Here is a 25,112-nt window from a genome sequence, read left to right as displayed (position 1 = left end):
CAACTACAGACGAAAGAGGTCACCATGCCCGCCATCACCGTTGCCGACACCACCGTCCTGCCACGCCTGATCAAGCCGGGCATCGCCGATCGCAGCCGCACTCCCCTGCAGATCACGACCGCGCCGCGGGACTACGAGGGAGAGGGCTTCCCCGTCAAGCGCGCGTTCGCCGGCCTGGATCTCAGTCTGATCGACCCGTTCATCATGCTCGACGAGATGGGTGCCGTGGAGTACGCGCCGGGCGAGCCCAAGGGCACCCCGTGGCACCCCCACCGGGGGTTCGAGACGGTCACCTACATCATGGACGGCCAGTTCGATCACCGTGACAGCCATGGCGGCGGCGGCACGATCACCAATGGCGACACGCAGTGGATGACTGCCGGAAGCGGCCTGCTGCACATCGAGGCGCCGCCGGAGTGGCTGGTCGCCGCGGGTGGGCTGTTCCACGGCCTGCAACTGTGGGTGAACCTGCCTGCTGACCAGAAGATGACCCAGCCGAAGTATCAGGACCTGCGCGCCACCGAAGTCGGGCTCGTGTCCTCGGCCGATGGCGCTTCGCTGGCGCGAATCATCGCCGGCGAGCTGCCGACCACGGCTGGAGCCGTCGGTGGACCCGGCTCGACGACGACGCCGATGGCGATGACTCACATCACGGTGCCGGCCGGCGCCCGGATCGACCTGCCGTGGCCGAAGGACTTCAACGCACTCGTCTACGTCATGGCCGGACGTGGAAGCGTCGGTGGCGTCGGTCAGCCGATCCACCACGGTCAGGCGGCCGTCCTCGGGTCCGGTGAGTACGTCTCGCTCTCAGCGGACGTGCGCCAGGACGCACACATGCCGGCGCTGGAGGTGATCGTGCTGGGTGGACGTCCGATCGCCGAGCCGATCGCGTGGGCCGGGCCGTTCGTGATGAACACCCGCTCCGAACTCGTCACCGCGATGGACGACTACAACAAGGGCCGGTTCGGGCACATCCCGGCATTGTGATCACGGCCTCGTCCAGGCGTTAGTTCCCCCTTTCAGGGGAGATAACTAGACCTACGCGGCCTCGCTTCCTGGACAAGACTGAACGAGCCTCTCGCGATCGCCTGGCTCGGCAAGCAGTCGCTCCGTCGAGTTCAAGGAAGTTGCCATGAAGAAGTTGAGCAAGAAGCAGAAGTACATCGCCGTCGGGTCCGCCGCGATCGTCCTCGCCGCCGGTTCAGGTGCCGCCTACGCATACTGGACGTCCACTGGTTCCGGCACGAGCAGCGCCTCGACCGCCAGCACCCAGACCGTCACCATCAACGTGACCAGCGCAGCCATCACCGGGCTCTACCCGGGGGGACCGAGCGCAAACATCAGCGGCACGTTCACGACTCCCAACGGTGCTGCGATCTACGTCGGTCAGGTGACCGTCGCGGTCGACCCGAGCTTCTCGGTCGGAACGACCAACCCGTGCACGCCGGCGGACTTCACCATCACCCAGCCGTCACCCACGAACGCAACCGTGTCGACCGGCGGCACGTGGGGCACCGCAACCATCGCGTTGAAGGACCTCGTGACGAATCAGGACAACTGCAAGGGCGTCAGCGTCCCCCTGGTCCTCAGCAGCAACTGACGACCTGCCTGAGGCAATGACCTCGGCGGGGCGGGCCAGGTGGTCCGCCCCGCCGAGGGCACCCGTCTCCCGCTCACGCTGACACCGGGGAATTCGACAATGCCGTCACCCGCACGCCGCCTGCTGCCGCGGGCCGCAACCACAGCTCTGCTGTTGGTTGCGATGACGTGTGCCCTGGTGCTCGGCTCCTCGACAGGCAGCAACGCCGCGCTGTCGGTCCGTCCGGACGTCACCACCGTCCACGTACGAGCTGGTGGGCACGTCGCCATCGGTGTACGCGTCAACTACACCGGCGCCCAGCGGCCCTCGCTCCGGGTCGTCGACCCGCCGCGCGGCATCACCAGCAGGATCTATGCAACCGCTGAGCCATACGGATCCTTTGACGCCGTCGACTTCATTGCAGCGCTGGCCACCCCGCTCGGCACCTATCACGTGACAGTCGCCGCCTACGCCGGTCGCACCGTTGTCCGCTTCCCGGTCACCGTCGTGGTCAGCGAGCCCGGGACGTTCACCCTCCGGTTGGCGCCACCACTGCGTACGGCTCTCGTCGGAGGAGCGGTCAACTACTCGATCCGGTTGGAGGGGCTCCGTCCGGCGCCCGGCCCCAACGTCAGCCTGATCGTGCACGGATTCCCGCTGCACTCACGAGTCACCCTCACCGCACCCACCGTGAACAGCCGCACCTTCGTGACCGTGCACGCGACGTTCCCCGCCGGAGTGAAACCCGGGACGTACAGGATCATGGCCCAGGGCCGAGCCGGCACTGAGCTCGAAAGCTCCTTCGCCTATCTGGTGCTGAGGGCGAAGCCGCCGACCAGGCCGGGACAGGTCGGACCGCCGTTCACCATCAGCGGCCAGCCCGTCGACGCGCTCTCCCCCGGAAGCACGTCGCCGATCAACCTCGCGATCACCAACACCGCCAACTCGACGCTGTCGGTCGACAGCTTGACCGTGTCGATGACGGGGACGAACCAGGCCGGTTGCGCGACCAGCAACTTCACGCTCGCGCAGTACCACGGCCTGATCCCGCTGCAGATCCCGGCGAACTCCACCCTCACGCTCCAGCAGCTGGGCATCCCGACATCAGCATGGCCGACGATCTCGATGCTCGACCTTCCGGTCAATCAGGACGCGTGCAAGTCCACGACGGTCCTGCTCGCGTACGCCGGCACCGGGAGTGGGCTGTGAGCGCGGCTCGCGGCTGGGCGCGCCGCTGGAACCGCCCCTTCGTGGTGGTGGCAGCGGCCATGGCCCTGATCCTCGCGATCACGGGCGGAGCACTCGCCTACTGGACCAGCACCGGGAGCGGATCGCGTACGGCATCGACCGGCACGCTGGCCGCTCCGACAGCGGTGGCGGGCAGTCAGACCGCCGGGACCGGCACCGTCACCGTGACATGGACCGGCTCGTCCGGCTCTCCTGCGCCGACCGGCTACTACGTCACGCGTACGAACTCCGGCAATGTCACCTCAGCCGCGTGCGGCACCACTCCGACATCGACCGTTGGCACCACCACCTGCCAGGACACCTCGGTGCCGCTGGGGACCTACACGTACGCCGTCGTCGCGGTGTATCACTCGTGGACTGCTTCGTCGGCTCCCAGCGGCTCGGTGGCCGTGGTCCAGTCCAGCCAGGCGATCACGTTCACGTCGAATCCGGCCAGCCCGGCGTACAACGGCACGTACACCGTCACTGCGACCGGTGGCGGTTCGGGCAACGCGGTCACGTTCACTTCTGCGACGAGCAGTGTCTGCACGGTGAGCGGGTCGACGGTGTCGTTCGTCGGCGTCGGCAGCTGCACGATCAACGCCAACCAGGCGGGATCGACGTACTACACGGCCGCCCCGCAGAAGCAGCAGTCGTTCAGCGTGGCGCAGGCTTCCCAGACGATCACGTTCACCTCAACGGCTCCCGGCGCCGCCACCTACAACGGGGCGACGTACACGGTCACCGCCACGGGTGGCGCCTCGGGCAATGCGGTCACCTTCACCTCCGCGACCACACCGGTCTGCACGCTGTCCGGCGCCACCGTGTCCTTCGTCGGCGTCGGCACGTGCACCATCAACGCGAACCAGACCGGCAACACCAACTACGCGGCGGCTGCACAGGCGCAGCAGTCGTTCAGCGTGGCCAAGGCGTCGCAGACGATCACGTTCACTTCGACGGCGCCGGGTAGCGCAACTGTTGGTGGCGCGACGTACACCGTCACTGCGACGGGTGGCGCCTCGGGCAACGCCGTCACCTTCAGCATCGACGGCACGTCCGCGGGTTCGTGCACCATCTCCGGCGCAGTCGTGACCTTTGCCCATGTCGGCACGTGCGTCGTCGACGCCAACCAGGCCGGCAATGCGAACTACAACGCGGCGAACCAGGTCCAGCAGTCCATCGCGGTCGGCAAGGGATCTCAGGCCGTCACCTTCACCTCGACGGCGCCGGGTAGCGCAGCTGTCGGTGGCGCGACGTACACCGCCACAGCGACCGGCGGCGGGTCCGGCAACGCCGTGACCTTCACCATCGACGCAGCCTCGGCCGGCGCGTGCACCATCGCCGGCGCCGTCGTCACCTTCGTCCACGCAGGCACCTGTGTCCTCGACGCCAACCAGGCCGGCAACACCGACTACCTGGCGGCAGCGCAGACCCAACAGAGCTTCGCTGTGGCCAAGGGCGCCCAGACGGTGACCATCACCTCGACGGCCCCCGGCGGGGCCACGGTCGGCGGTGCGACGTACACGGCAACCGGGACCGGAGGTGGCTCCGGCAACGCGGTCACCTTCGCCACCAGCACACCAACGATCTGCACCAGTGGTGGCACCAACGGCGCGACCATCACGTTCGTCGGGGCGGGCACCTGCACCGTGCAGGCCAGCCAGGCCGGCAACAGCGACTACCTGTCAGGGTCGGCGACTCCGCAATCGTTCACCGTCGCCAAGGGCAACCAAACCGTGTCCTTCACCTCGACCGCACCGAACAACGTCACTGTCGGTACGACCTACACCCCGACGGCCACGGCAACCTCGGGCCTGACCGTCGCGATCACCATCGACGCCACCACCAGCTCGGTCTGCTCGATCAGCGGCGGCGTTGTCACCTACAACACCCTCGGCACCTGCAAGGTCGACGCCAACCAGGCCGGCGACGCCAACTGGAACGGCGCCACCCAGGTCCAGCAATCCATCACCGTCAGCACCAAGGGCAGCCAGACGGTGAGCTTCACCTCGACCGCACCGAACAACGTCACTGTCGGTACGACCTACACCCCGACGGCCACGGCAACCTCGGGCCTGACCGTCGCGATCACCATCGACGCCACCACCAGTTCGGTCTGCTCGCTCAGCGGTGGGGTCGTCACGTTCAACACCAGCGGGATCTGCAAGGTCGACGCCAACCAGGCCGGCAATGCCAACTGGAACACCGCCACCCAGGTCCAGCAGTCCGTCACCGTCAGCGGCGCGAAGGTCAACAGCATCGTGCTAGGTGGCAACAATGGCACCGCTGGCAAGGGCGACACGGTGACCATTCAGTTCGCCGGCCAGATGGACGCGACCAAGTTCTGCTCGACGTGGACCAACAGCGGGACCCAAACGCTGTCTGGCAACGGCGTGGTGACCGTCACCATCACCGCTTCCGGCGGCACAAACATCCTCACCGTGACCGCCTCAGGGTGCACCGTCAACATCGGACAGATTGACCTCCACACGACTGCGTACGTGACTTCCGGACCGGTCGCGTTCAGTGGCAACGGGAGCAACGCCTCAAGCGTGTCGTTGGACACGTCCGGCCAACTGCAAATCAAGCTGGGCAGCGTCAGTTCGGGCAGTGCCGGTTCCGGAGCGGTCGCCACGGAGCCCAGCTACACACCCGCATCCGGCCTGTCGGACGTCAGCGGGAATGCGCTGAGCACCACGACCGTCACCGACAGTTCCGGCGCCACGCGGTTCTGACGGGTGTCTCAGTCCTCCGGGTCGTACCCGAGGTTCGCGCTCAACCAGCGCTCCGCCTCCGTGAGCGTCCAGCCCTTGCGCTCCGCGTACTCCGCGACCTGGTCGCGACCGAGGCGGCCGACGACGAAGTACTGCGACTCGGGGTGGCTGAAGTAGAACCCGGAGACCGAGGCACCCGGCCACATGGCCATCGACTCGGTCAGCTCGATGCCGGCGTTGGCTTCGACGTCGAGCAGCTCCCAGAGCGTCTGCTTCTCGGTGTGTTCGGGGCACGCCGGGTAACCGGGAGCCGGACGGATCCCTGCGTACTGCTCCTTGATGAGTTCCACGTTCGAGAGGTGCTCGTCGGGCGCGAAGCCCCAGAACTCCTTGCGTACGCGCTCGTGCATCCGCTCCGCGAACGCCTCCGCAAGCCGGTCCGCGATGGATTCCAGGAGGATCGCGTTGTAGTCGTCGAGGTTCTTCTTGAACTCCATGACCTTGTCGACCGAGCCCAGACCAGCCGTGACGGCAAAGCCACCGATGTAGTCCTTCAGACCGGTGGACTTCGGCGCGATGTAGTCGGACAGGGCCTTGTTGGCCACGCCTTCGCGGTGCTCGCCCTGCTGGCGCAGGTGGTGCAGGAGCGTACGCACCTCAGTGCGGGTCTCGTCGGTGTAGACCTCAAGGTCGTCACCCACCGCGTTGGCCGGGAACAGGCCGATGACGCCGTTGGCGGTCAGCCACTTCTCCTCGATCAGCTGGTCGAGCATCGCCTGCGCGTCGTCGTACAACTTGCGCGCCGCCGGGCCGGTGGTCGGGCTGTTGAGGATCTCGGGGAAGGCGCCCTTCATCTCCCAGGCGTTGAAGAACGGCTGCCAGTCGATGTACTTGCGCAGTTCGGTGAGCGAGTAGTCCTTGAACACCTTCACGAACTGGCGCTCGCCGGTCGGCGTGATCGCCGAAGTCACATCATGAGCCTGCTGGAGGAGCATGTGCGGCCGCGGCGGGTGGTAGGACGACCAGTCGATCTGAGGCGCGTTCGCACGAGCGGCTTCCAGCGTCACCATCGGACGGTCGTGCTTGGCCGCGTGGCGCGTACGCAGGGCGTCGTAGTCGTCCTTGACGTCGGCCATCAGCTTCGGGCGCTGTTCGTCGCTCAGCAGAGCGGCGGCCACCGGGACCGAGCGGGACGCGTCCTTGACCCACACCACCGGACCGTCGTACTTGCCGTCGATCTTCACGGCAGTGTGCGCGCGGGATGTCGTGGCGCCGCCGACGAGCAGCGGGATCTCGAAGCCCTGACGCTGCATCTCGGTCGCCACCGTCACCATCTCGTCCAGCGACGGAGTGATCAGTCCGGAGAGGCCGATGATGTCGGCGTTGTGCTCACGGGCGGCGTCGAGGATCTTCTGCACCGGCACCATCACGCCGAGGTCGATCACCTCGTAGTTGTTGCACTGCAGCACGACCCCGACGATGTTCTTGCCGATGTCGTGGACGTCGCCCTTGACGGTCGCCATGATGACGGTGCCGTTCGTGTCCTTCTCGCCGGTGGTTCCGAGCGCAGCCTTCTCCTCCTCGATGAAGGGGATCAGGTACGCCACGGCCTTCTTCATCACTCGGGCGCTCTTCACGACCTGCGGCAGGAACATCTTGCCGGCACCGAAGAGGTCGCCGACGACGTTCATGCCGTCCATCAGCGGGCCCTCGATGACCTCGATCGGTCGCCCACCGGCCACCTTGATCTCGGCTCGGAGTTCCTCGGTGTCGGCTTCGACGAACGCGTCGAGGCCCTTCACCAGCGCGTGTGTGATCCGCTCACGGACCGGAAGGCTGCGCCATTCCTCGGTCGCGGCCTCGACGACTTCGCCGGTGCCCCGGTGCGCCTCGGCCAACTCGAGCAGCCGTTCGGTGGCTGCCTGGGTGTCGGCAGTGCGGTTGAGGACCACGTCCTCGATCGCGTCACGCAACTCCGGGTCGACCTGGTCGTACACGACCAACGCGCCGGCGTTGACGATGCCCATCGACAGGCCCGCCTGGATGGCATGGAACAGGAAGACGGCGTGGATCGCCTCGCGGACCGGGTTGTTGCCGCGGAACGAGAAGCTCACGTTGGAGATGCCGCCGGAGATCTTCGCGCCCGGCAGGTTCTCCTTGATCCAGCGCGTGCCCTCGATGAAGTCCATGCCGTACGTGGCGTGCTCCTCGATGCCCGTCGCCACAGCGAAGACGTTCGGGTCGAAGATGACGTCCTCCGCCGGGAAGCCCTCCTCCTCGACAAGGATCTTGTACGCCCGCGCGCAGATCTCCTTGCGTCGTTCGAGATTGTCCGCCTGGCCGTCCTCATCGAAGGCCATCACGACCACAGCGGCACCGTACTTGCGGCACAGCCGCGCCTGCGTACGGAACTCGTCCTCGCCGGCCTTCATCGAGATCGAGTTGACGATCGGCTTGCCCTGGACGCACTTGAGCCCGGCCTCGATGACCTCCCACTTCGAGGAGTCGACCATGATCGGCACCCGACTGATGTCGGGCTCGGAGGCGACCAGCTTGAGGAAGCGGTCCATCGCGGCAACGCCGTCGATCATGCCCTCGTCCATGTTGACGTCGATGACCTGCGCGCCGGCCTCGACCTGCTGCGCCGCGACCTGGAGGGCGGTGTCGTAGTCGCCGTCCTTGATCAGGTTGCGGAACCTGGCGGAGCCGGTGATGTTCGTACGCTCGCCGACGTTGACGAAGAGCGAGTCGTCGTTGATCACCAACGGCTCGAGGCCTGACAACCGCATCGCCGGAGCCTGCGCGGACGGCTGGCGCGCCGGCAGCCCTTCGACGGCACGCGCCATCGCGCCGATGTGGTCCGGGGTGGTGCCGCAGCAGCCGCCGAGAATGTTGATGAGCTTCGACTCGGCGAACTCCTTGACGACCGCCGCCATCTGGTCGGCGGTCTCGTCGTACTCACCGAATGCGTTCGGGAGCCCGGCGTTGGGGTAGCAGGAGACGAAGCAGTCGGCGAGCCGGCTGAGCTCGGCGACGTACTGGCGCATCTCGGCAGCACCGAGCGCGCAGTTGAGGCCGATCGCGAGCGGCTTGACGTGGCGTACGGAGTTCCAGAACGCCTCGGTCGTCTGGCCGCTGAGCGTACGTCCCGACGCGTCGGTGATGGTGCCGGAGAGGATCACTGGCCACCGACGGCCGCGCTCCTCGAACATCGTCTCGACCGCGAAGATCGCCGCCTTGGCGTTGAGGGTGTCGAAGATGGTCTCGATCAGCAGGATGTCCGCGCCGCCGTCGACGAGACCGTTGGCCTGCTCAAGATAGGCAGTGACGAGCTCGTCGTAGGAGACGTTGCGGGCGCCCGGGTCATTGACGTCGGGACTGATCGATGCGGTCCGGTTGGTCGGGCCAAGCGCACCGGCGACGTATCGCGGCCGCTCCGGCGTACTGAACTCGTCAGCGGCCTCGCGGGCCAGCCGGGCGCCGGCGAAGTTCATCTCATACGCCAGCGACTCCATGTGGAAGTCAGCCTGGGCAATGGTCGTGGCGCCGAAGGTGTTGGTCTCCACCAGGTCCGCGCCGGCGGCGAGGTACTCCTTGTGGATGTCGCGGATCATGTCGGGCTGCGTGAGGACCAGGACGTCGGAATTGCCCTTGATGTCGGAGTGCCAGTCCTTGAAGCGCTCGCCGCGATACTCGGCTTCGCCGGGCTGATGACGCTGGATCATCGTTCCCATGGCACCGTCGATCACGAGGATGCGGTCGCTCAGTGCCGCAGTCAGCGCTGCGGTGGCGTCGGGGCGCAGCGCCGGTTCAAGCGAAGTGGGCGTCAGACTCACGGGTGTCCTTCCGATGTCGGAAGGCGTCCTTGGGCTCCCCGACGCCATGTCGGGGGCGGGCCGAGCGTGGCGGGATTGTCTTCACGACAGGCCCGTTGCAACGCCTCTCGGCCGGGGATCAGTCTATATGGTGGAGGCCATGATCGAGATCGCAGACGTGCGGGACTTGGTCGATCCTGTGGTGATCGTGGCCTTCGACGGGTGGAACGACGCCGCGGATGCGGCCAGCGGCGCTGTCGATCACCTCATCGAGGTCTGGGGCGCAGAGCCGGTCGGCGGGATCGACCCTGAGGACTTCTACGACTTCCAGGTCAACAGACCGACTGTCGGTTTCGACGAGAACGGCCATCGCACGATCACGTGGCCGGGGACCCAGGTGCTCATCGCCTCCCCCGCCGGGCTCGACCACGACGTCATCCTGATCCGGGGCAGTGAGCCGTCGATGCGGTGGCGTCAGTTCGTGGCCGAACTGCTGGCGGCAGTGGACGAGCTGGGCGCGGCGATGGTCGTCACGTTCGGTGCCCTGTTGGCCGGCGTACCGCACACCCGGCCGATCCAGGTGCAGGGCTACTCCTCCGAACCGGAGATCGTGGACCGGATGGGCTTCGAACCGTCCGCGTACGAGGGCCCGACAGGGATCATCGGTGTGATGGTGGACGCCTGCGAGCAGCACGACCTTCCCGCAGTGTCCTACTGGGCCGCCGTCCCGCACTATGTGTCCCAGCCGCCGTGCCCGAAGGCAACGCTCGCGCTGATCAACCGGCTCGAGGAGCTGCTGGAGTGCCCGATCCCTCTCGGCGATCTGCCGGAGGACTCGCGAGCCTGGGAGCGTGGCGTGGAGGAACTCACGGCCGAGGACGAGGACGTGGCGGAGTACGTACGCGGACTCGAGGAGGAGGTCGACACCTCCGAGCTCCCCGAAGCCTCCGGCGAAGCGATCGCCCGCGAGTTCGAGCGCTACCTCAAGCGCCGCGGCGACTCCCGGTAGTCGCCGAAACCCGACATCTGCCACCTCGAGACCCGACGTTTGGCGGGCCGAGACCCGATGAATGTCAGGTTTCGCGCGACGGATGCCCGGTTTCGGCCAGGAGCAACGGCGTCAGCGACTCAGGTCGGATCGACGACGGCCAGTTCGGATTGCCTCGGCCGATCCCGTGACCGATCACGAACGACGATCGCTCCGCGGCTGAATCCCCACCGTGCCCACCCTCGGGTCGATGGCCGTGGTCGGTGGTGATGGTCACCAACCAGGCCTCCCCGGTCAGTGCGGATCTCCGCTCGACCGTCGCACAGAGACGCTCAGTCAGCGCGTCGACCCGGCCGATCGCGTCCCGGTACTCCGCACTCTCCGCCCCGTACACGTGACCGGCGTCATCGACGTCGCAGAAGTAGACGAACGAGACGTCGGGGCCGGCTTCGCGGAGTGCGTACGCGCTGAATGCCGCAATCTCGGCGTCGACCGTCCGGTAGCCGTAGGTCTCTCCGTCGCGACAGATGATCCGATGGCCACCGGCGCGCTGGTCGTCAGGACGTGTACGGATGATCGGGCCGGGGCCGGCCGGGTCGACCAATGCACCCCAACCCGCAGCTGCGAACGTCGTCGCGCCGTGAGTCGCAGCCTGCGTCAACAGATCGGGGTACGCCTCCAGGCGGTGTCCGACGAGCGTGTTGTCGGCGACGCCGTGCTCTGCGTACGTCGCTCCCGTGAGCAGCGTCGCCCAGCTCGGTCCGGAGATCGTGGGTCCGTCGATCGTGATCGATGCGTACGTCGAGCGCGCGCGGAGATCAGCGAGGAAAGGAGCCGCCGGTGCCGAGGAGTCGAATGTCGGATCGAGATTGAGCCCGTCCAGACCGATCAGCAGAATCTTGGTCATCGGCGCAGCCGACCTGATTCAGCCGTCCGCCTGACAAACGCCGCATGTCGACGTGACGAACTCCGCATCTCGACGTGACGGATGCCGCATCTCGACGTGACGGATGCCGGGTCTCGACGTGACGGATGCCGGGTCTCGGCGAGGGGTCAGAGGACGAGACCCAGAGCCGCGTCCGCAACCAGCTTGATCGCCTCGCCGCCACCCGGCTGGGACGTGTCGCCCCGGAGAGTCGCCTCGACCCATTCCTGGATCGCCACGACGGCTGCCGGTGCATTGAGGTCATCGGCCATGGCAGCCAGAACCGCCGTCACCACAGCGTCGCTCGGGGCGGTTGCGTCGTGCGAGGTCGCGTGCCGCCACTGCTGAACGGTGTCCACCGCATCCCACAGGTCGTTGTCGAACCATTCCCACGTCTCGCGGTAGTGGTGCCGCAACAGAGCCAACCTGATCGCCGACGGGTCGATCTCCGAGTGCCGCAGCGAATTGATGAAGACGAGGTTGCCGCGCGACTTCGACATCTTCTCGCCGTCGTACCCGACCAGACCCGCGTGCGCGTAGTGCGACGCGAAGCCGTCGCCCAGGACGTGGGCGTGCGAAGCCGACATCTCATGGTGCGGGAACACCAGATCGGCGCCGCCACCCTGGACCGAGAACGACTCCCCCAGGTACTTCTCGGCGATCGCCGCGCACTCGATGTGCCAACCGGGTCGGCCGAGACCGTACGGCGAGTCCCAGCCGGGCTCACCGGGGACGTGCGCACGCCACAGCAACGGGTCGAGCGGGTCGCGCTTGCCTGCCCGGTCGGGGTCGCCGCCACGCTCGCCGAACAGCTTCAGCATCGTGTCGCGATCCAGACCCGACTCGGAGCCGAACGCCTCATCCGCTGCCGTGGAGAAGTAGATGTCGTCGTCGACGCGGTAGGTCGCTCCGTTCGCCTCCAGGCGAGCGATCATGTCGAGCACGATCGGGATCGATTCGACGGCACCGATGAAGGATGTCGGTGCGATCACGCGCAACGCCTCCATGTCGAGGCGGTAGAGGGCGGTCTCCCGTTGCGCCAGTTCGGTCCAGTCCGCACCGACCTTCAGGGCGCGCTCCAGGAGCGGGTCGTCCACGTCCGTCACGTTCTGGGCGTACGTGACCTCGTGGCCGGCGTTGATCCAAGCCCGGACGAGCAGGTCGAAGGCGATGTAGGTGTTCGCGTGGCCGAGGTGGGTGGCGTCATAGGGCGTGATCCCGCACACGTAGAGCGAACTGCCCGTCGTCGGGCGCACGGCACCGGTCGCCGTGTCATACAAGGACAGCTCCGGGGCGCGTACGGGCAGGGCCGGAACGGCAGGGCCAGTCCAAGGTCGCATGTCCGCAGCCTAGCGAGCCGCTCCGCGGAACCGGGGTCCCCCGCGGATATGTTCTGACCATGCAGCAACGCAGTCTCGGCAACACAGGCCTCAAGGTCACCGACCTCGGCCTCGGGACATGGACGTGGGCGCGTGAGACCGATGAGCACGAGGCCCGCGATCAGCTGCGTTCCTACCTCGACGCAGGTGGCAACCTGATCGACACCGCCGCTGTCTACGGCAACGGTGCATCTGAGGAGTTGCTCGGCCACCTCCTCCGGGAAGTCGGGCGGCGGGAGGATCTCGTCATCGCCACCAAGGCAGGCGTGACGTTCCGCGACGGCGACCGCTCCAAGCGTGAGCTCGACACCTCCCGCAAGGCGATCCTGGAGACGCTCGACGCCTCGCTCAAGCGGCTCCAGCTCGATCACGTCGACCTGTGGCAGATGCATGTGTGGTCCGACAACGCTCCGATCGAGGAGACGCTCGCCGCGATGGACGACGCCGTCCGCAGTGGTCGGGTCATGTACGCGGGCATCTCGAACTACAACGCCTGGCAGACGGCTCAGGCCGCGACGCTCCAGTCGGTATTGGGGCGTACGCCCCTGGCCAGTACGCAGGTCCAGTACTCACTCCTCGACCGCCGCGTCGAGGAGTCAATCCTGCCTGCTGCCGCGGCCACCGGCCTCGGCGTCCTTGCCTGGTCTCCACTCGCCAGCGGTGCTCTCACCGGGAAGTACCGGTCCGGGACTCCGAGCGACTCGCGCGGCGCGACCGACGAGTACGGACCTCGGATCGAGGCCTATCTCGACGACCACGGGCGCGGCGTCGTCGAGGCGGTCTGCCGGGCAGCGGACGGACTGGGATGGACGCCGACGGAGGTTGCGTTGGCATGGGTACGGGATCGCCCCGGCATGACCGCACCCCTGCTGGGCGCGCGTACCGCAGCACAACTCAAGGCTGCCCTGTCAGTCGCGGACAAGGCGCTGCCGCCGGAGTTGGTGGCGGCCCTGGACGACGTATCTGCTGAATAGAACGGTTCACCTGGGAGATCACATGGGACTCATCGAGCGCCGCCCGCCCCGCGATGGAGTGGAATGGGAATTCGATGAGGTGTCCTTCTCCAGTGATCTGAGCAGGTCGGCGGTGCGCCAACTCCTCGTGGAGCGTGCCGAGTACGGCGGGTGGACACTCGATCGCCTCCGGATCGGTCGGGACGGCAGGCGTCAGGTGTTGCTGCGCCGCAAGATCATCCGGGCGCAACGGACCGCATAGGAGCCGCGTACGCCGGCTCAGGCCAGGTCAAGGAACCGGTCGAACACCCGGGTGCCGAATTCGAGCGCATCGATCGGCACCCGCTCATCGACTCCGTGGAAGAGCGCGGTGAAGTCCAGGTCGTCCGGCAGTCGCAGCGGCGCGAAGCCGTACGTGGCAATCCCCAGCTTGCGGAAGTGCTTCGCGTCCGTCCCTGCCGACATCAGATACGGAGCGACGAGCGCATCGGCGTCCTCGGACAGGATGGCCTTGGTGATCGCATCAACCAGCGGTGTCTCGAACGGCTCCTCCCAGGCGGCCTGACGAGAGATCTCCTCGATCTCCACACCCGGGCCGACCAATTCGGCGAGGGTGGCGAAGAAGTCGGATTCCGTCCCGGGCAGGAATCGCCCATCGAGGAGCGCAGACGCCTCGGACGGCACCACGTTGACCTTGTAGCCGGCCTGCAGCGCCGTCGGGTTCGAGATCTGACGGATCGCAGCGCCGAGCATCCGCGACGCTGGGCCGAATTCCTCGATCAGTGCCGGAGCGCTCTGCGGTGTGGCCTCCACCCCCGCCAACTCCCCCACGCTTGCCAGAAGTGTGCGCATCGCGGGCGTCAACTGAACGCCCCAGTCGTGGGCGCCGACACGCGCCACCGCCGTCGCGAGTCGACTGACCGCGTTGTCAGGATGCACCATCGAGCCGTGCCCGGCGGTGCCGCGCGCGGTCAGTCGCAGCCAGGCCATGCCCTTCTCGGCTGCCTCGATCAGATACATCCGACGCCCGCGTACGGTGGTCGAGAAGCCGCCCACTTCGCCGACCGCCTCCGAGCAGTGCGCAAACAGGTCCGCGTGATCGCGTACGAGCAACTCGGCCCCGTGGTGACCGCCGGCTTCCTCGTCTGCTGTGAACGCCAGGGTCACTCCGCGCGCAGGCATCCGGCCTTCGCGTGCGCGCTGACGGACGACGGCCAGAGCGATCGCGTCGAAGTCCTTCATGTCGACCGCGCCACGGCCCCACAGGTAGCCGTCCGCGATCTCGCCCGCGAACGGGTCCGTCTGCCAGTCCCCTGCGACCGCCGGGACGACGTCAAGGTGCCCGTGAACGAGCAGCGACCCATCCGTACGCGGTCCCCAATGGGCGATCACGTTCGCCCGGCCGGGACCGGTCTCGATGATCCGCGCTTCGATACCCACGTCGTCGAGTTTCGCGGCGACGTACTCGGCTGCGGTCCGCTCGCCGGGTCCGGACCCGTCGCCGTAGTTGCTGGTGTCCATACGGATCAGATCGTGGGCGAGCTCGACGACCTCGGACTCAGCAAGGGGCATGGCGACCACGCTACCGGCGACGTCAGACGTCCACGACAGCCGAGGCACCCGGATCGAGCCAGGTGATCCGGTCGGCGTACTTCGAGGTAGCCAGGACGGGTTCGGCGCGGTCGCGATCCTGCTGGAAGTGCGACCAGCCCTCGTAATGCACCGGGATCACATGCGCGGGGCCGACGAGGTCGATCAGCGCCGCGCCCTCGCGCGCGTCCATCGTGTAGCGCAACCAGCCGGACATGTACCGGAACCTGACAGACCCGAGGTGGATGAGCAGCGTGCCGACATTGATCCGCGCCGGCACCTCGCGCAGCGCCGGGAAGAGGACGGTGTCGCCGGTGATCCAGAGCTCGCCGTTGCTCTGACCTTCCCAAGCCAACGAGAACCCGACGACCGGACCCGTGATCGGGTCACTGCCGACGGGTCCGTGCCGGCACGGCGTCGCGGTGATCCTGATCGTCGGTTTGCCGGGCGCGCTGAGGGTGGTGGTGTCCCACGTCCTGAGGCCGACCGCGCCGTGGCCGAGGGCCGCGGCCGCCTTCACCGTCGTGATCGTGGTGCCCCACTGCGGGAGGAGTGCGACTGCCGCCGGATCCAGGTTGTCCCCGTGGTGATGATGTGTGACCAGGACGGCGTCGATCGACCCGAGCTCGTCGGGGGCGATCGACGGTCCCGCCAACTTGCGCGAGGTCGTGCCCCAGCCGAAGAAGTAGCGCCTGCCGGGCGGATCGAATGTCGGGTCCGTCAGGATCCGCCACCCGGCGACCTCGATGAGGGCCGTGGGGCCGCCGACGTGCGTGATCCGGGCTTCGGTCATGAGGCATCGTAGGTCTGCGGACGTACGCCATGCAGCGAGAAAGGCCCCGGTCGAATGGACCGGGGCCTTTCGCAATCGCGTGCGCGAGGGGGGACTTGAACCCCCACCCACTATACGTGGACTAGCACCTCAAGCTAGCGCGTCTGCCTATTCCGCCACCCGCGCGAATGCGGGTCGAACGTTACCGGAACGACCACTTCTGTCCCAATCGGCGCGCGCCATGCGGGTTGTTGCAAGAGGGTCCCGGGCCACCGGCAGGCGGGTTAAGGTGTCGCGATCGATCGCCTACATCTCGGAGCGACACATGCGCCAGCGCACTGCCCGCTACGCCGCTGCCTTCAGCCTCGCAGCAGCATCACTGATCACCGTCCAGGGGTCGCCGAGCGCGTACGCGGGAACGAATCCGGTCGAGATCACGCTGACGCTCGCTGCACCGAATCCGACCGCGCTTGCCGCGCTCGCAGCGGACACGACCGGCTCGGTGAGCGAACGTCGTGCGAAGCTCGCAACTCTGCTGCCGTCGGCAGCCACCCACATCTCCGTCGCCCACATGTTGACGTCGCAGGGATTCCGGGTCCTTGAGGAGTCGTCCTGGACGATGACGGTCTCCGCGCCGCAGAACCTGGTGACGGCACTGTTCGGCCTCCTGCCGATCAACCCAACCACCCTTACGCAGGCGCTCGCACCGTACCCGCGCGTCCCGACAGCGCTGGCTGGACTGGTCCGACTCGCCAACCCGACGACAACGTCGGTGCCTGCGTGGCACTCGTCCGTGGTCCGCGCGGCCTCGCCATACGACCTGCGCAACGCGTACACCGCTCCTCGCGTCCCGCCGGGCGCAGGGAACAGCCGCAACGGGCCGCTGACTGTCGCGACCATCCAGTTCTCCGACTGGAACCAGAACGATCTCTCCAGGTACGCCGCCCGGATGGGGCGTCCGGATCCGGTCGCGACCCGTCAGCTGCGGACCGTACGCGTCGATGGCGGCGCGACGGACTCCAACGGCCAGGTCGAGGTGGGCCTGGACCAGGAAGCGATCCTCGGGGTCAGTCCGTACTCCGCCCAGCAGCTCTACTCGGCGCCGAACAGCAACGCCGGCTTCAATGACGCCTTCTCGGCTGTCCTGGACGACGTCCTCGGCAACAGTCACGCTCGCGTACGGAACCCACGGATCGCAGCGCTGTCGACTTCCTGGGGCGGGTGCGAGTCAGCCACCGGGATCAGCAACATCCAGGCGGTCCAGCCGATCCTTCAGTCGCTCGTCGCTGCGGGGGTCAACATCTTCGCCCCGGCCGGCGACATCGGCATCTACGACTGCGACAACGGCGGCTCCGGCGGCGGACTTCTCGGTGGAGGGCTCCTCGGCGGCCCCGGCCCGAGCGCCGCGGTCGACTTCCCGGCGTCCTCGCCGTACGTCATCGGCGTCGGCGGCACGCGGCTGGCCAGCGCCACCACATCCCGTGTGGCAAACAGCGGCTCCAACTGGACCGAGACTGCGTGGTCCTGCACCTCCCAATCGACCTGCACCGGTCAGGGCGGCACCGGGGGCGGCCAGTCCACCGTGTTCGGTACGCCCGCCTACCAGCGCATCTATGTCACCGCTGCGCCGTTCGCGGGCCGCGGTCGACGGCTCGTCCCGGACATCGCAGCCGACGCCGATCCCGCGACCGGCCTCCTGATCACCACGTCGGACCCCGCTGCGAACTCCAACGGGCAGTTGCTCGTAGGCGGCACGAGCCTGGCGACCCCAGTGTCGGCAGCACTGTTCGTCGACCTGCTCGCCTCGCTCGGGCGTACCCGGGGCGTGCCGGACCTCCACGGCGGGATCTACAAGGCCGCCGCCGCGAAGAAGTTCGTGCGCGACGTACGCAGTGGCTCGAATGGCGCAGCAGCGGACGCGGGCAACGACCCCCGAGTGACGGCTGGCATCGGATACGACACCCTCACCGGCGTCGGTTCGATCCTGTGGTCAGGAATGGCGGCGTACCTGCCTCGCTGACGTCGTCCGGCCTCAGCGCCCTACGCTGAGGCCGTGACCCTTCGGATCGGTTTCGTCCTCGGCTCGACCCCTGACAAGTGGGCGCGCGCATGGCGCGACCAGCAGGCAGAGCCGCTCGAGTTGGTCCCCGTCGAAGAAGCCGATCAGGACGCTGCGCTGCGGGAGTACGACGCATGCATCGTGCGGCTGCCGGTCGACACCACCGACAGGCACGTGGTGCGGCTGTACGAAGAACTGCCGGTCGCGGTCATGGGCATCGAGCACTTGCTGACTCTCGAGGAGGAGCTCTCCACAGCGGACCTGGATGAGGAGCAGCTCGTACTCCCCCACCCCTCGGGGTGGACGCCGGCAGTCGAACAGCTTTCGTGGCCCGAGATGTCGGTCAAGGACGCGATCGAGACCGTTGCCGCTGGTACGGGCGTCGCGATCATCCCGATGTCGTTGGCACGCCTCTTCCACCGCAAGGACGCGACGTACCGCGTCGTCAGCGATCTGGAACCCAGCACGGTCGCGCTGGTGTGGGACAAGGCCGACGACGGCGACCGCATCCAGGCGTTCGTCGGGGTGGTGAAAGGCCGAACGGCCCGCTCCTCCCGTTAGGGGTGTACGGCGCGTCCGCGGCGTCGCTCCGTGCTCGGCGGCCCGATTCGGCCGCCTTGCGCGCGGGCTCCTGACGGCCGCGCACGTACTCCCCTAACGACTGCTACTTGAGCTCGGAGCTGGACAAGCCGAGGATCCTGCGAGCCACGATCAGCTGCTGGATCTGCTGGGTGCCCTCGAAGATGTCGAGGATCTTGGAGTCACGGCCCCACTTCTCCAGCAACTCCGACTCCGAGTAGCCGACGCCGGTCGCCAACTCGATGCAGGACAGGGTGACATCCGAGCCGACGCGGCCGGCCTTCGCCTTCGACATCGATGCCTCGAGCGAATTCGCCTTCTTGTTGTCCGCCATCCAGGCAGCCTGCATCGTCAAGAGCAGGGCACCCTCCCAGTCGGCCTCGAGCTGGATGAACTTGGCCGCCGCTGCGGACTGCAGGTACGCCGGCTTGTCGTAGTCGATCTCGACCCCGGCCTGCTTCAGCAGGTCGCGGGTGAGGTCGAGCGAGGCACGAGCGCAGCCGACGGCCATCGCCGCCACGAGCGGACGCGTGTTGTCGAACGTCGCCATCGCACCGGCGAAGCCCTCCTGGACGTTGATCTCCGGCGAACCCAGCAAGTTCTCCGCAGGCACGCGTACGTCCGTGAACGTGATCACGGCGGTGTCGGAGGCACGGATGCCGAGCTTGTGCTCGAGTCGCTCCACCTTCACACCGGGCATGTCCTTGGTGACGACGAAGGATTTGATCGCCGCCTTGCCGAGTGACTTGTCGAGCGTCGCCCAGACGACGATCGAGTCCGACCGCTCACCCGAGGTGACGAAGATCTTCTCCCCGTTCAGCACGTACGCGTCCCCGTCGACCTTGGCGGTCGTGGTGATCGCCGAGGAGTCCGACCCGAACGACGGCTCCGTGATCGCCATCGACGCCCACGTGCCCTTGAACTTCTTCAGCTGCTCATCGGTCGCCACCGAGGCGATGGCCGAGTTGCCGAGACCCTGACGGGGCATCGACAGGGTCAGACCGGTGTCGCCCCAACACATCTCGGCCACTGAGAGCGCCGAGGCCATGTTGGCGCCGTTCTTGTTGGACTTGTCGGCATCGGCGTCACGGCGTACGCCGGTCGCACCAGCGCCCTCGGAGGCGCCGGAGGCATCGAGGCCGTCGATCATCGCGGCGAGCATGTCGAGTTCCTTGGGGTACTCGTGCTCGGCGAGGTCGTACTTGCGCGAGATCGGGCGAAGCATGTTCATCGCGACCTGGTGAGCCTGGTCGATGAGCGTGCGGTGCTTCTTGGGGATTTCGAGATAGATCATGGCTGTTCTCCTTCGACTGAGCCGGGGCTCAGACGAGGACGCCTCCTTCCAGGATGCCGATGGCTCGCAGGTCGCGGTACCACCGCTCGACCGGGTGTTCCTTGGTGAAGCCGTGACCACCGAGCAACTGGACGCCGTCGAGGCCGATCTGCATGCCCTTGTCGGCACACAACTTCCGGGCGAGACCGAGTTCGCGGGAGGCGTCGACGCCCCGAGCGACGCGCGAGGCCGCCTTGTACGTCACCAGACGCATGGCCTGGAGTTCGATCGCGATGTTGGCGACCATGAACGCGACCGCCTGGCGGTACGCGATCGGCTCGCCGAACGCCTCACGGGTCTTCACGTACTCGGTGACGTACTCGAGCACGGCCTGGCCGGTGCCCAGGGACAGCGCGCACCAGGCAAGGCGGGAGTTGCGTACGGCTTCGGTGTAGGTCGAGCCGTCGGTGGCGCCGAGGATCTGGTCGGCGTCGACCGTGACGTTCTCGAGGTGGATCTTGGTGAGGCTGGCGGCCTTGAGGCCCATCGCCGGGTCCGCCTCGACGCTGAGGCCCTCCACGCCGCTCTCCACGATGACGAGGACGTTCTTGCCCTCGAGCTGGGCGCCGATGATGAAGAGCTCGGCATCCTTGCCCCGCGGGACCAGTGTCTTCTCGCCGTTCAGGACGAGTTTGTCGCCCTTGCGCTCAGCGGTGGTCTTCGGCTTGAAGACGTCGAACAAGACGGCAGACTCGGTCAGCGCCAGCGCGGCGGCCGGCACGTTCTGCGCCTCGGTGAAGGCCGGGAGGTACGTCTTCTGCTGCTCGTCGGTGCCCCAGAGGCTGAGCGCGGTCGCGACGGCGCCCGGTGCGAGCGCAGCAACCGCGATGCCCATGTCGCCCTTGGCGAGCGCCTCGTGGACCAGCGTGCCTGCCACCGCTGAGCGGGTCTCGGCAATGCCCCCGAGCTCGTCGGCCACGCCGAGGATCGGGAGTCCGATCTCGAGAGTTGCGCCGAGGACCTCGATCGGGGTCTGGGCGGCCTCGTTGGCCTCGGCGGCCACGGGGCGTACGGCCTCGGCCGCGAACTCGGTGACGACGTCGACGAGCATCTGCTCATCCTCGGTCGGCGTCAGGTCGAACAGTCCGCTGCCCGTCGCCTTCGGCGTACTGACGCCCGGGGCGCCCTTGGTGCCCTTCTTGGCGAATGCCCGACCGGCCGATGAGGCGATCTTGAAGCCGCTGCGGGTGGCCTGATAGATGACCTCTTCCGCAGGCTTGCGCATGTTCAGCTTGTCGAGGAACGGGCTCTGAGCGAGCTTGTTCAGGGCAAGGACCGCGATCCCGATGGGGTCGCGCTTCTCCTTGCGAGCCAGGCCGTGCTTACCGCCGGCCCGCGTAACGGGGTTCTGGGACATGGGCCAAACTGTAACTCGGAGTTACAGAACGCGCCAGTGTGTGCCATCCGGCGTGTCCGACTAAGTTCCTGTCCCGTGACCGAGAGCCCGATCGCCCCGTACGGATCTCTGCCCGCCGGCGGCACGGTACGGCCGATCACTCGCTGGGGTGAGCCTGTCATGGGACGCACCCTCGTACGCGTCACCGAGTTCGGCGACGGGCTCATGTCGTTGGTCGCCGACATGGTCGCCACGATGTACGCCGCCGAGGGCGTGGGACTCGCCGCGAACCAGATCGGTGCCGACTCCGCAGTCTTCGTCTTCGACTGCCCCGATGAGACCGGGCGCCACACCGTCGGCGTCGTCTGCAACCCCGTCCTCGAACTGCCCGTGGGCGCGGAGCGCCGGCTCGACAACGACGACGAGGGCTGCCTGTCCTGGCCCGGCGCGTACGTGCCGTGTGCCCGGCCGGACTTTGCCGCCGTCACCGGCCAGGGACTCTCGGGCGAGCCGGTGCGCTTTGAAGGAAGCGGACTGCTGGCACGGTGCCTCCAGCACGAGACGGATCACCTGAACGGGATCGTCTTCGGCGACCGCATCTCCCTGAAAGCCCGTAAGAAGCTCGACAAGCAGATGCAGAAGGCTGCCCCGGACTATCCGCTGACCTGGCCGGTCCCCTGACCCCCGCCGAAACCCGACATCCGTCACGCCGAAACCCGGCGTCTGCCACCCCGAGACCCGGCGAATGGCGGCCGCGAACAGTTATCCACAGGCTGACAATTGCTGGCAGACAATCTGATCCCGGCCGGTTCAAGATGCTGACCATGAGCAACCCATCCAGCGCTGTCGTCATCCCCTTCCGCCGTCCTGACCGCAACTCGAGACTGCGCCGTATCAGCCACGGCGTCTACGTGCCGGCGACGGACCCGGAGACGTTGATGGCGCGCGCCAGAGCGATCGTCGCCAACAGCCGGCGCGGCAACGTCGCTGTCGACCGCACAGCCGGCTGGCTCCACGGCATCGACACCTACGGTTGGAGCGAGGCGCACGATGATCCGCCCCTGGAGTTCTGCGCACCGCCCGGCGGGCCTCGGATCGAACGGTCTGACGTACGCGGCCGCAACCGCACCCTGCATCCGTCCGATCTGATGGAGTTGCACGGCGTCACACTGACCACACCCGTGCGTACGGCGCTCGACCTCGGGTGCGTGCTGCGCCGACGCGAGGCGCTCGCCGCCCTGGATTCCTTCGCAAGGTTGCACGGTGTCACCGCGTCGGACATGCGAGCGAACCTGCCGCGCTTTCGTGGACGTCGCGGCGTGGTGCAGCTGCGGGAACTCATCGACTACATGGATCCGCGCTCCGAATCACCTCGTGAGAGTTGGCTGCGGTTGGCGATCATCGATGCAGGGCTGCCCGCGCCAGAACCACAGGTGTGGATCCCGATCGGTGACGAACCCACCTATCGGCTCGATCTCGCCTACCGGCTGGCTCGCGTCGCTGTTGAGTACGACAGCACCGAATTCCACTCGACAGTGGAGCAGCGCGTACGCGACGAACGCCGGCGGCGCGACCTCGAGGCGCTCGGCTGGACGTTCATCGTGGTGAAGGAAGGCGACTTCCAGCCGCAGCGACTGGACGAGTGGACCACGCGGCTCCGCACAGCGCTCGCGTCCACGTACTCGTCACGCCGCTGGTGATTGACATTCGCCGGGTTTCGACCTGACGGATGCCGGGTTTCGACCTGACGGATGTCGGGTCTCGGCGGTCAGCGCGGCCGGGTTGCGTAGAAGGTGACGGCGGCAGCAGCAGCCACGTTGAGTGAATCGACCCCGGCCTCCATAGGGATGCGTACGCAGTGGTCGACCTGCTGCTCGGTCTTCGGATGTACGCCCGCACCCTCGGTGCCGAACACGAAAGCGAGCCGAGGCAGATCCTTCGCCACGAGCTCATCGAGGGTGATGGAGTCGTCAGTCAGCGTGAGCGCGACCGGCACATAGCCGTCGCCGCGAAGAACCGCCAAGGCGTCCTCAAGGCCGCGCACGCGCGTCCACGGGACGTTGAACACGTTGCCCATGCTGGTCTTGATCGACCGGCGATAGAGCGGGTCTGCGGCTCGGTCCGTGAGCAGGATCGCGTTGATCCCGAGCGCGGCGGCGTTACGGAAGACGAGGCCGATGTTGCCGTCGTCGACCAGGTCCTCCAGGACGACGATGCGCCGATGCTCCCCGCGTACGCCCGCCACAATCTCAGGGGCCGGAGCCAACTCGGGCCGCGCGAAGGACGCGAGCGCACCCCGGTGGACGTGATAGCCGGTGATCTTCTCGACCATCGCCTCGGACATCACATAGACGGGCGCCTCGTGCGCCGCCAGTACGTCCGAGAGTTCCTCGACCCAGCGCGGTGCCATCAGGAACGAACGAGCCTGATACCCCTTGCTCGCCGCGCGACGTACGACCTTCGCACCTTCGGCCAGGAAGAGGCCTTCAGAGGCGTCGATCGACTTGCGCAGCGCGACGTCGCGCAGATCCCGGAAGTCCGACAGCCGCGGATCCTCCGGAGAGGAGATCTCGATGATCTCAGCCATGCTGCGCCAGGCGTACGACCTCGCCGATCACGATGATCGCCGGCGGCAGCACCGAATGCACCACGAGGTCGTAAGCCAGGGTCCCCAGCGTCGAGAAGACAGTGCGTTCTGTCGGCATGGACCCGTCGCAGATGACCGCCACGGGCGTCGATGCGGGCCGACCGCCGGCCAGCAGAGAGGAGGCGATCGCCGGCGCGTTCTCGACCGCCATCATCAACACGACCGTGCCCGTCATCTGACCGACGGCAGCCCAGTTGACCAGCGAATCAGGGTGACCCGGTGGGATGTGCCCGGAGATGACCGTGAACTCGTGCGTGACCCCTCGGTGGGTGACCGGGATACCGGCCAGTCCGGGCACCGACACGGGCGACGTGAGGCCGGGGATGACGCGTACGGGTACGCCCGCCTCACGGCACGCAATGATCTCCTCGAAGCCGCGTCCGAACACGAAGTTGTCGCCGCCCTTGTAACGGGCCACCCGCTTGCCCTCGAGCGCTTTCTCGACGATCACGGAGTTGATGAACTCCTGCGAGGCCGAGCGCCCGCGCGGCAGCTTGGCCACGTCGATCAGTTCGACGTCGTCGCGGAGCATGCCGAGGAGTTCGCGAGGCGCCAGCCGATCCGCGACCACGACATCGGCATCCAGGAGCGCACGGCGTCCGGCGACGGTGATCAGGTCCGGGTCTCCGGGCCCGCCGCCGACGAGGACCACGCCCGGCGAATGGTCGGCCGAACGCGCGTCGATGCGGCCGTCCTGCATGCCGGCGACGATGTCGTCCCGCAATGCGGCGGTACGCCTCGGGTTGCGGTGTGCTCCACCATCACTCATCACCGCAACGGTGATGCCGTCATGGTGACCGACGGACGGAGTCCACGCGGTCGCCTCGGCAGCGCTGTCGGCGCGTACGCAGAAGGTGTGTCGTACCTCGGCCGCTGCGCCGACGGCTGCATTGACCGCAGCGTCGTCGGTCGCCGCGATGACGTACCAGGAGCCGTCGAGATCCGACGGCTCGAAGTCGCGTGCGATCCAGGTGATCTCGGCGGCCAGTCCCTCGATCGAGGGCGTCACATCCGGCGACACCACCGTCACGAGCGCCCCAGCGGCGATCAAGCCAGGTACACGCCGCTGTGCGACCGCCCCACCGCCGACGACGACGACCTTGCGTCCGTTCAGCCGCAGACCGGCGGGGTAGGTCGGGAAGTCGCTCACCAGGAAGTCGGACACAAGGACATTCTGGCGAACTCCGGCCCCTTCGCTGGATTCCTGCCGCCGCGG

General features: G+C 67.3%; 20 protein-coding genes and 1 tRNA gene. 11 read left to right on the top strand and 10 right to left on the bottom strand.

Features of this window, described 5'->3' with window-relative positions:
* The first annotated feature begins 24 nt into the window (after positions 1 to 24).
* The 4 genes from KCTC_RS01095 to KCTC_RS01080 all read left to right on the top strand — a co-directional run bounded on the left by KCTC_RS01095 (position 25) and on the right by KCTC_RS01080 (position 5,541).
* Complete coding sequence (locus KCTC_RS01095; RefSeq protein ID WP_125565975.1) at positions 25 to 987, top strand: pirin family protein; 963 nt, start codon at positions 25 to 27, stop codon at positions 985 to 987.
* Positions 988 to 1,132: 145 nt separating this feature from the next.
* On the top strand, positions 1,133 to 1,600 hold the full coding sequence (locus KCTC_RS01090; RefSeq protein WP_125565974.1) for a hypothetical protein: 468 nt from the start codon (positions 1,133 to 1,135) through the stop codon (positions 1,598 to 1,600).
* Between the two features lie 99 nt (positions 1,601 to 1,699).
* Positions 1,700 to 2,788 carry a hypothetical protein gene (locus KCTC_RS01085; protein ID WP_125565972.1) on the top strand — a complete coding sequence of 363 codons (1,089 nt, stop codon included), beginning with the start codon at positions 1,700 to 1,702 and terminating at the stop codon, positions 2,786 to 2,788.
* On the top strand, positions 2,785 to 5,541 hold the full coding sequence (locus KCTC_RS01080; RefSeq protein WP_125565970.1) for a beta strand repeat-containing protein: 2,757 nt from the start codon (positions 2,785 to 2,787) through the stop codon (positions 5,539 to 5,541). Before KCTC_RS01085 ends, KCTC_RS01080 begins: the two co-directional genes overlap by 4 nt.
* Before the next feature lie 8 nt (positions 5,542 to 5,549).
* Here KCTC_RS01080 and metH read toward each other — a convergent pair whose 3' ends face one another.
* Positions 5,550 to 9,356, bottom strand: coding sequence for a methionine synthase (metH, locus tag KCTC_RS01075; RefSeq protein ID WP_456299591.1), 3,807 nt, complete (start codon positions 9,354 to 9,356; stop codon positions 5,550 to 5,552).
* A gap of 139 nt (positions 9,357 to 9,495) precedes the next feature.
* On the opposite strand from metH, the gene KCTC_RS01070 reads away from it, so the two are divergent.
* The gene (locus tag KCTC_RS01070) at positions 9,496 to 10,344 is read left to right on the top strand and encodes a PAC2 family protein (protein ID WP_125565966.1); all 849 of its coding nucleotides are present in this window, start codon (positions 9,496 to 9,498) and stop codon (positions 10,342 to 10,344) included.
* A gap of 64 nt (positions 10,345 to 10,408) precedes the next feature.
* On the opposite strand, the gene KCTC_RS01065 is transcribed toward KCTC_RS01070, so the two are convergent.
* Together KCTC_RS01065 and mshC are read right to left on the bottom strand one after the other, a co-directional pair.
* Entirely contained in the window at positions 10,409 to 11,230 is an 822-nt protein-coding gene (locus KCTC_RS01065; protein ID WP_125565964.1) for an alkaline phosphatase family protein, read from the bottom strand.
* A gap of 146 nt (positions 11,231 to 11,376) precedes the next feature.
* A complete protein-coding gene (mshC, locus tag KCTC_RS01060) occupies positions 11,377 to 12,588 on the bottom strand; it encodes a cysteine--1-D-myo-inosityl 2-amino-2-deoxy-alpha-D-glucopyranoside ligase (protein WP_125565962.1) in 1,212 nt (403 codons plus the stop codon).
* 59 nt (positions 12,589 to 12,647) lie between these two features.
* Here mshC and KCTC_RS01055 point away from each other — a divergent pair, with 59 nt between their 5' ends.
* Together KCTC_RS01055 and KCTC_RS01050 are read left to right on the top strand one after the other, a co-directional pair.
* Positions 12,648 to 13,601: an aldo/keto reductase gene (locus KCTC_RS01055; RefSeq protein ID WP_125565960.1), complete on the top strand. Its 954-nt coding sequence runs from the start codon at positions 12,648 to 12,650 to the stop codon at positions 13,599 to 13,601.
* Positions 13,602 to 13,623: 22 nt separating this feature from the next.
* The gene (locus KCTC_RS01050) at positions 13,624 to 13,842 is read left to right on the top strand and encodes a DUF5703 family protein (RefSeq protein WP_125565958.1); all 219 of its coding nucleotides are present in this window, start codon (positions 13,624 to 13,626) and stop codon (positions 13,840 to 13,842) included.
* A 17-nt stretch (positions 13,843 to 13,859) separates the two neighbouring features.
* Here the strand turns inward: KCTC_RS01050 and KCTC_RS01045 are convergent, their stop codons facing one another.
* From KCTC_RS01045 to KCTC_RS01035, 3 genes are all read right to left on the bottom strand, one after another.
* Entirely contained in the window at positions 13,860 to 15,152 is a 1,293-nt protein-coding gene (locus KCTC_RS01045) for a M20/M25/M40 family metallo-hydrolase (RefSeq protein ID WP_125565955.1), read from the bottom strand.
* A gap of 22 nt (positions 15,153 to 15,174) precedes the next feature.
* Positions 15,175 to 15,963, bottom strand: a complete 789-nt coding sequence (locus KCTC_RS01040) for an MBL fold metallo-hydrolase (RefSeq protein ID WP_125565953.1) — start codon at positions 15,961 to 15,963, stop codon at positions 15,175 to 15,177.
* An 80-nt stretch (positions 15,964 to 16,043) separates the two neighbouring features.
* Positions 16,044 to 16,128, bottom strand: a tRNA-Leu gene (locus tag KCTC_RS01035).
* Between the two features lie 139 nt (positions 16,129 to 16,267).
* Between KCTC_RS01035 and KCTC_RS01030 the strand changes: the two genes are divergently transcribed.
* Positions 16,268 to 17,962: a S53 family peptidase gene (locus tag KCTC_RS01030; RefSeq protein ID WP_125565951.1), complete on the top strand. Its 1,695-nt coding sequence runs from the start codon at positions 16,268 to 16,270 to the stop codon at positions 17,960 to 17,962.
* Positions 17,963 to 17,995: 33 nt separating this feature from the next.
* Complete coding sequence (locus KCTC_RS01025) at positions 17,996 to 18,562, top strand: LysR substrate-binding domain-containing protein (protein WP_125565949.1); 567 nt, start codon at positions 17,996 to 17,998, stop codon at positions 18,560 to 18,562.
* A 103-nt stretch (positions 18,563 to 18,665) separates the two neighbouring features.
* Here KCTC_RS01025 and KCTC_RS01020 read toward each other — a convergent pair whose 3' ends face one another.
* Together KCTC_RS01020 and KCTC_RS01015 are read right to left on the bottom strand one after the other, a co-directional pair.
* Positions 18,666 to 19,874: an acyl-CoA dehydrogenase family protein gene (locus KCTC_RS01020; RefSeq protein ID WP_125565947.1), complete on the bottom strand. Its 1,209-nt coding sequence runs from the start codon at positions 19,872 to 19,874 to the stop codon at positions 18,666 to 18,668.
* Between the two features lie 28 nt (positions 19,875 to 19,902).
* Positions 19,903 to 21,270: an acyl-CoA dehydrogenase family protein gene (locus KCTC_RS01015; RefSeq protein WP_174233024.1), complete on the bottom strand. Its 1,368-nt coding sequence runs from the start codon at positions 21,268 to 21,270 to the stop codon at positions 19,903 to 19,905.
* 75 nt (positions 21,271 to 21,345) lie between these two features.
* Between KCTC_RS01015 and def the strand changes: the two genes are divergently transcribed.
* Both def and KCTC_RS01005 read left to right on the top strand, forming a co-directional pair.
* A complete protein-coding gene (gene def / locus KCTC_RS01010; RefSeq protein ID WP_231998778.1) occupies positions 21,346 to 21,930 on the top strand; it encodes a peptide deformylase in 585 nt (194 codons plus the stop codon).
* A 143-nt stretch (positions 21,931 to 22,073) separates the two neighbouring features.
* Positions 22,074 to 22,949: a hypothetical protein gene (locus KCTC_RS01005; RefSeq protein ID WP_125565945.1), complete on the top strand. Its 876-nt coding sequence runs from the start codon at positions 22,074 to 22,076 to the stop codon at positions 22,947 to 22,949.
* A 68-nt stretch (positions 22,950 to 23,017) separates the two neighbouring features.
* Here the strand turns inward: KCTC_RS01005 and KCTC_RS01000 are convergent, their stop codons facing one another.
* Together KCTC_RS01000 and cobA are read right to left on the bottom strand one after the other, a co-directional pair.
* Positions 23,018 to 23,836, bottom strand: a complete 819-nt coding sequence (locus tag KCTC_RS01000; protein ID WP_125565943.1) for a TrmH family RNA methyltransferase — start codon at positions 23,834 to 23,836, stop codon at positions 23,018 to 23,020.
* Positions 23,829 to 25,061: a uroporphyrinogen-III C-methyltransferase gene (gene cobA, locus KCTC_RS00995; protein WP_231998777.1), complete on the bottom strand. Its 1,233-nt coding sequence runs from the start codon at positions 25,059 to 25,061 to the stop codon at positions 23,829 to 23,831. Before cobA ends, KCTC_RS01000 begins: the two co-directional genes overlap by 8 nt.
* Between the last annotated feature and the right edge of the window lie 51 nt (positions 25,062 to 25,112).

The organism is Nocardioides baekrokdamisoli (assembly GCF_003945325.1).
GTDB classification, from domain to species: domain Bacteria; phylum Actinomycetota; class Actinomycetes; order Propionibacteriales; family Nocardioidaceae; genus Nocardioides; species Nocardioides baekrokdamisoli.
Note: the sequence above shows the minus strand (reverse complement) of the source record. Positions and strands in the feature narration are given on the sequence as shown.

Coding starts and splice junctions, on each gene's coding strand:
- KCTC_RS01040 (WP_125565953.1), bottom strand. CDS start 15,963: ATGACCGAAGCCCGGATCACGCACGTCGGCGGCCCCACGGCCCTCATC.
- KCTC_RS01065 (WP_125565964.1), bottom strand. CDS start 11,230: ATGACCAAGATTCTGCTGATCGGTCTGGACGGGCTCAATCTCGATCCG.
- KCTC_RS01005 (WP_125565945.1), top strand. CDS start 22,074: ATGAGCAACCCATCCAGCGCTGTCGTCATCCCCTTCCGCCGTCCTGAC.
- KCTC_RS01050 (WP_125565958.1), top strand. CDS start 13,624: ATGGGACTCATCGAGCGCCGCCCGCCCCGCGATGGAGTGGAATGGGAA.
- KCTC_RS01015 (WP_174233024.1), bottom strand. CDS start 21,270: ATGTCCCAGAACCCCGTTACGCGGGCCGGCGGTAAGCACGGCCTGGCT.
- KCTC_RS01070 (WP_125565966.1), top strand. CDS start 9,496: ATGATCGAGATCGCAGACGTGCGGGACTTGGTCGATCCTGTGGTGATC.
- mshC (WP_125565962.1), bottom strand. CDS start 12,588: ATGCGACCTTGGACTGGCCCTGCCGTTCCGGCCCTGCCCGTACGCGCC.
- KCTC_RS01000 (WP_125565943.1), bottom strand. CDS start 23,836: ATGGCTGAGATCATCGAGATCTCCTCTCCGGAGGATCCGCGGCTGTCG.
- KCTC_RS01020 (WP_125565947.1), bottom strand. CDS start 19,874: ATGATCTATCTCGAAATCCCCAAGAAGCACCGCACGCTCATCGACCAG.
- KCTC_RS01085 (WP_125565972.1), top strand. CDS start 1,700: ATGCCGTCACCCGCACGCCGCCTGCTGCCGCGGGCCGCAACCACAGCT.
- KCTC_RS01045 (WP_125565955.1), bottom strand. CDS start 15,152: ATGCCCCTTGCTGAGTCCGAGGTCGTCGAGCTCGCCCACGATCTGATC.
- KCTC_RS01095 (WP_125565975.1), top strand. CDS start 25: ATGCCCGCCATCACCGTTGCCGACACCACCGTCCTGCCACGCCTGATC.
- KCTC_RS01090 (WP_125565974.1), top strand. CDS start 1,133: ATGAAGAAGTTGAGCAAGAAGCAGAAGTACATCGCCGTCGGGTCCGCC.
- KCTC_RS01030 (WP_125565951.1), top strand. CDS start 16,268: ATGCGCCAGCGCACTGCCCGCTACGCCGCTGCCTTCAGCCTCGCAGCA.
- KCTC_RS01055 (WP_125565960.1), top strand. CDS start 12,648: ATGCAGCAACGCAGTCTCGGCAACACAGGCCTCAAGGTCACCGACCTC.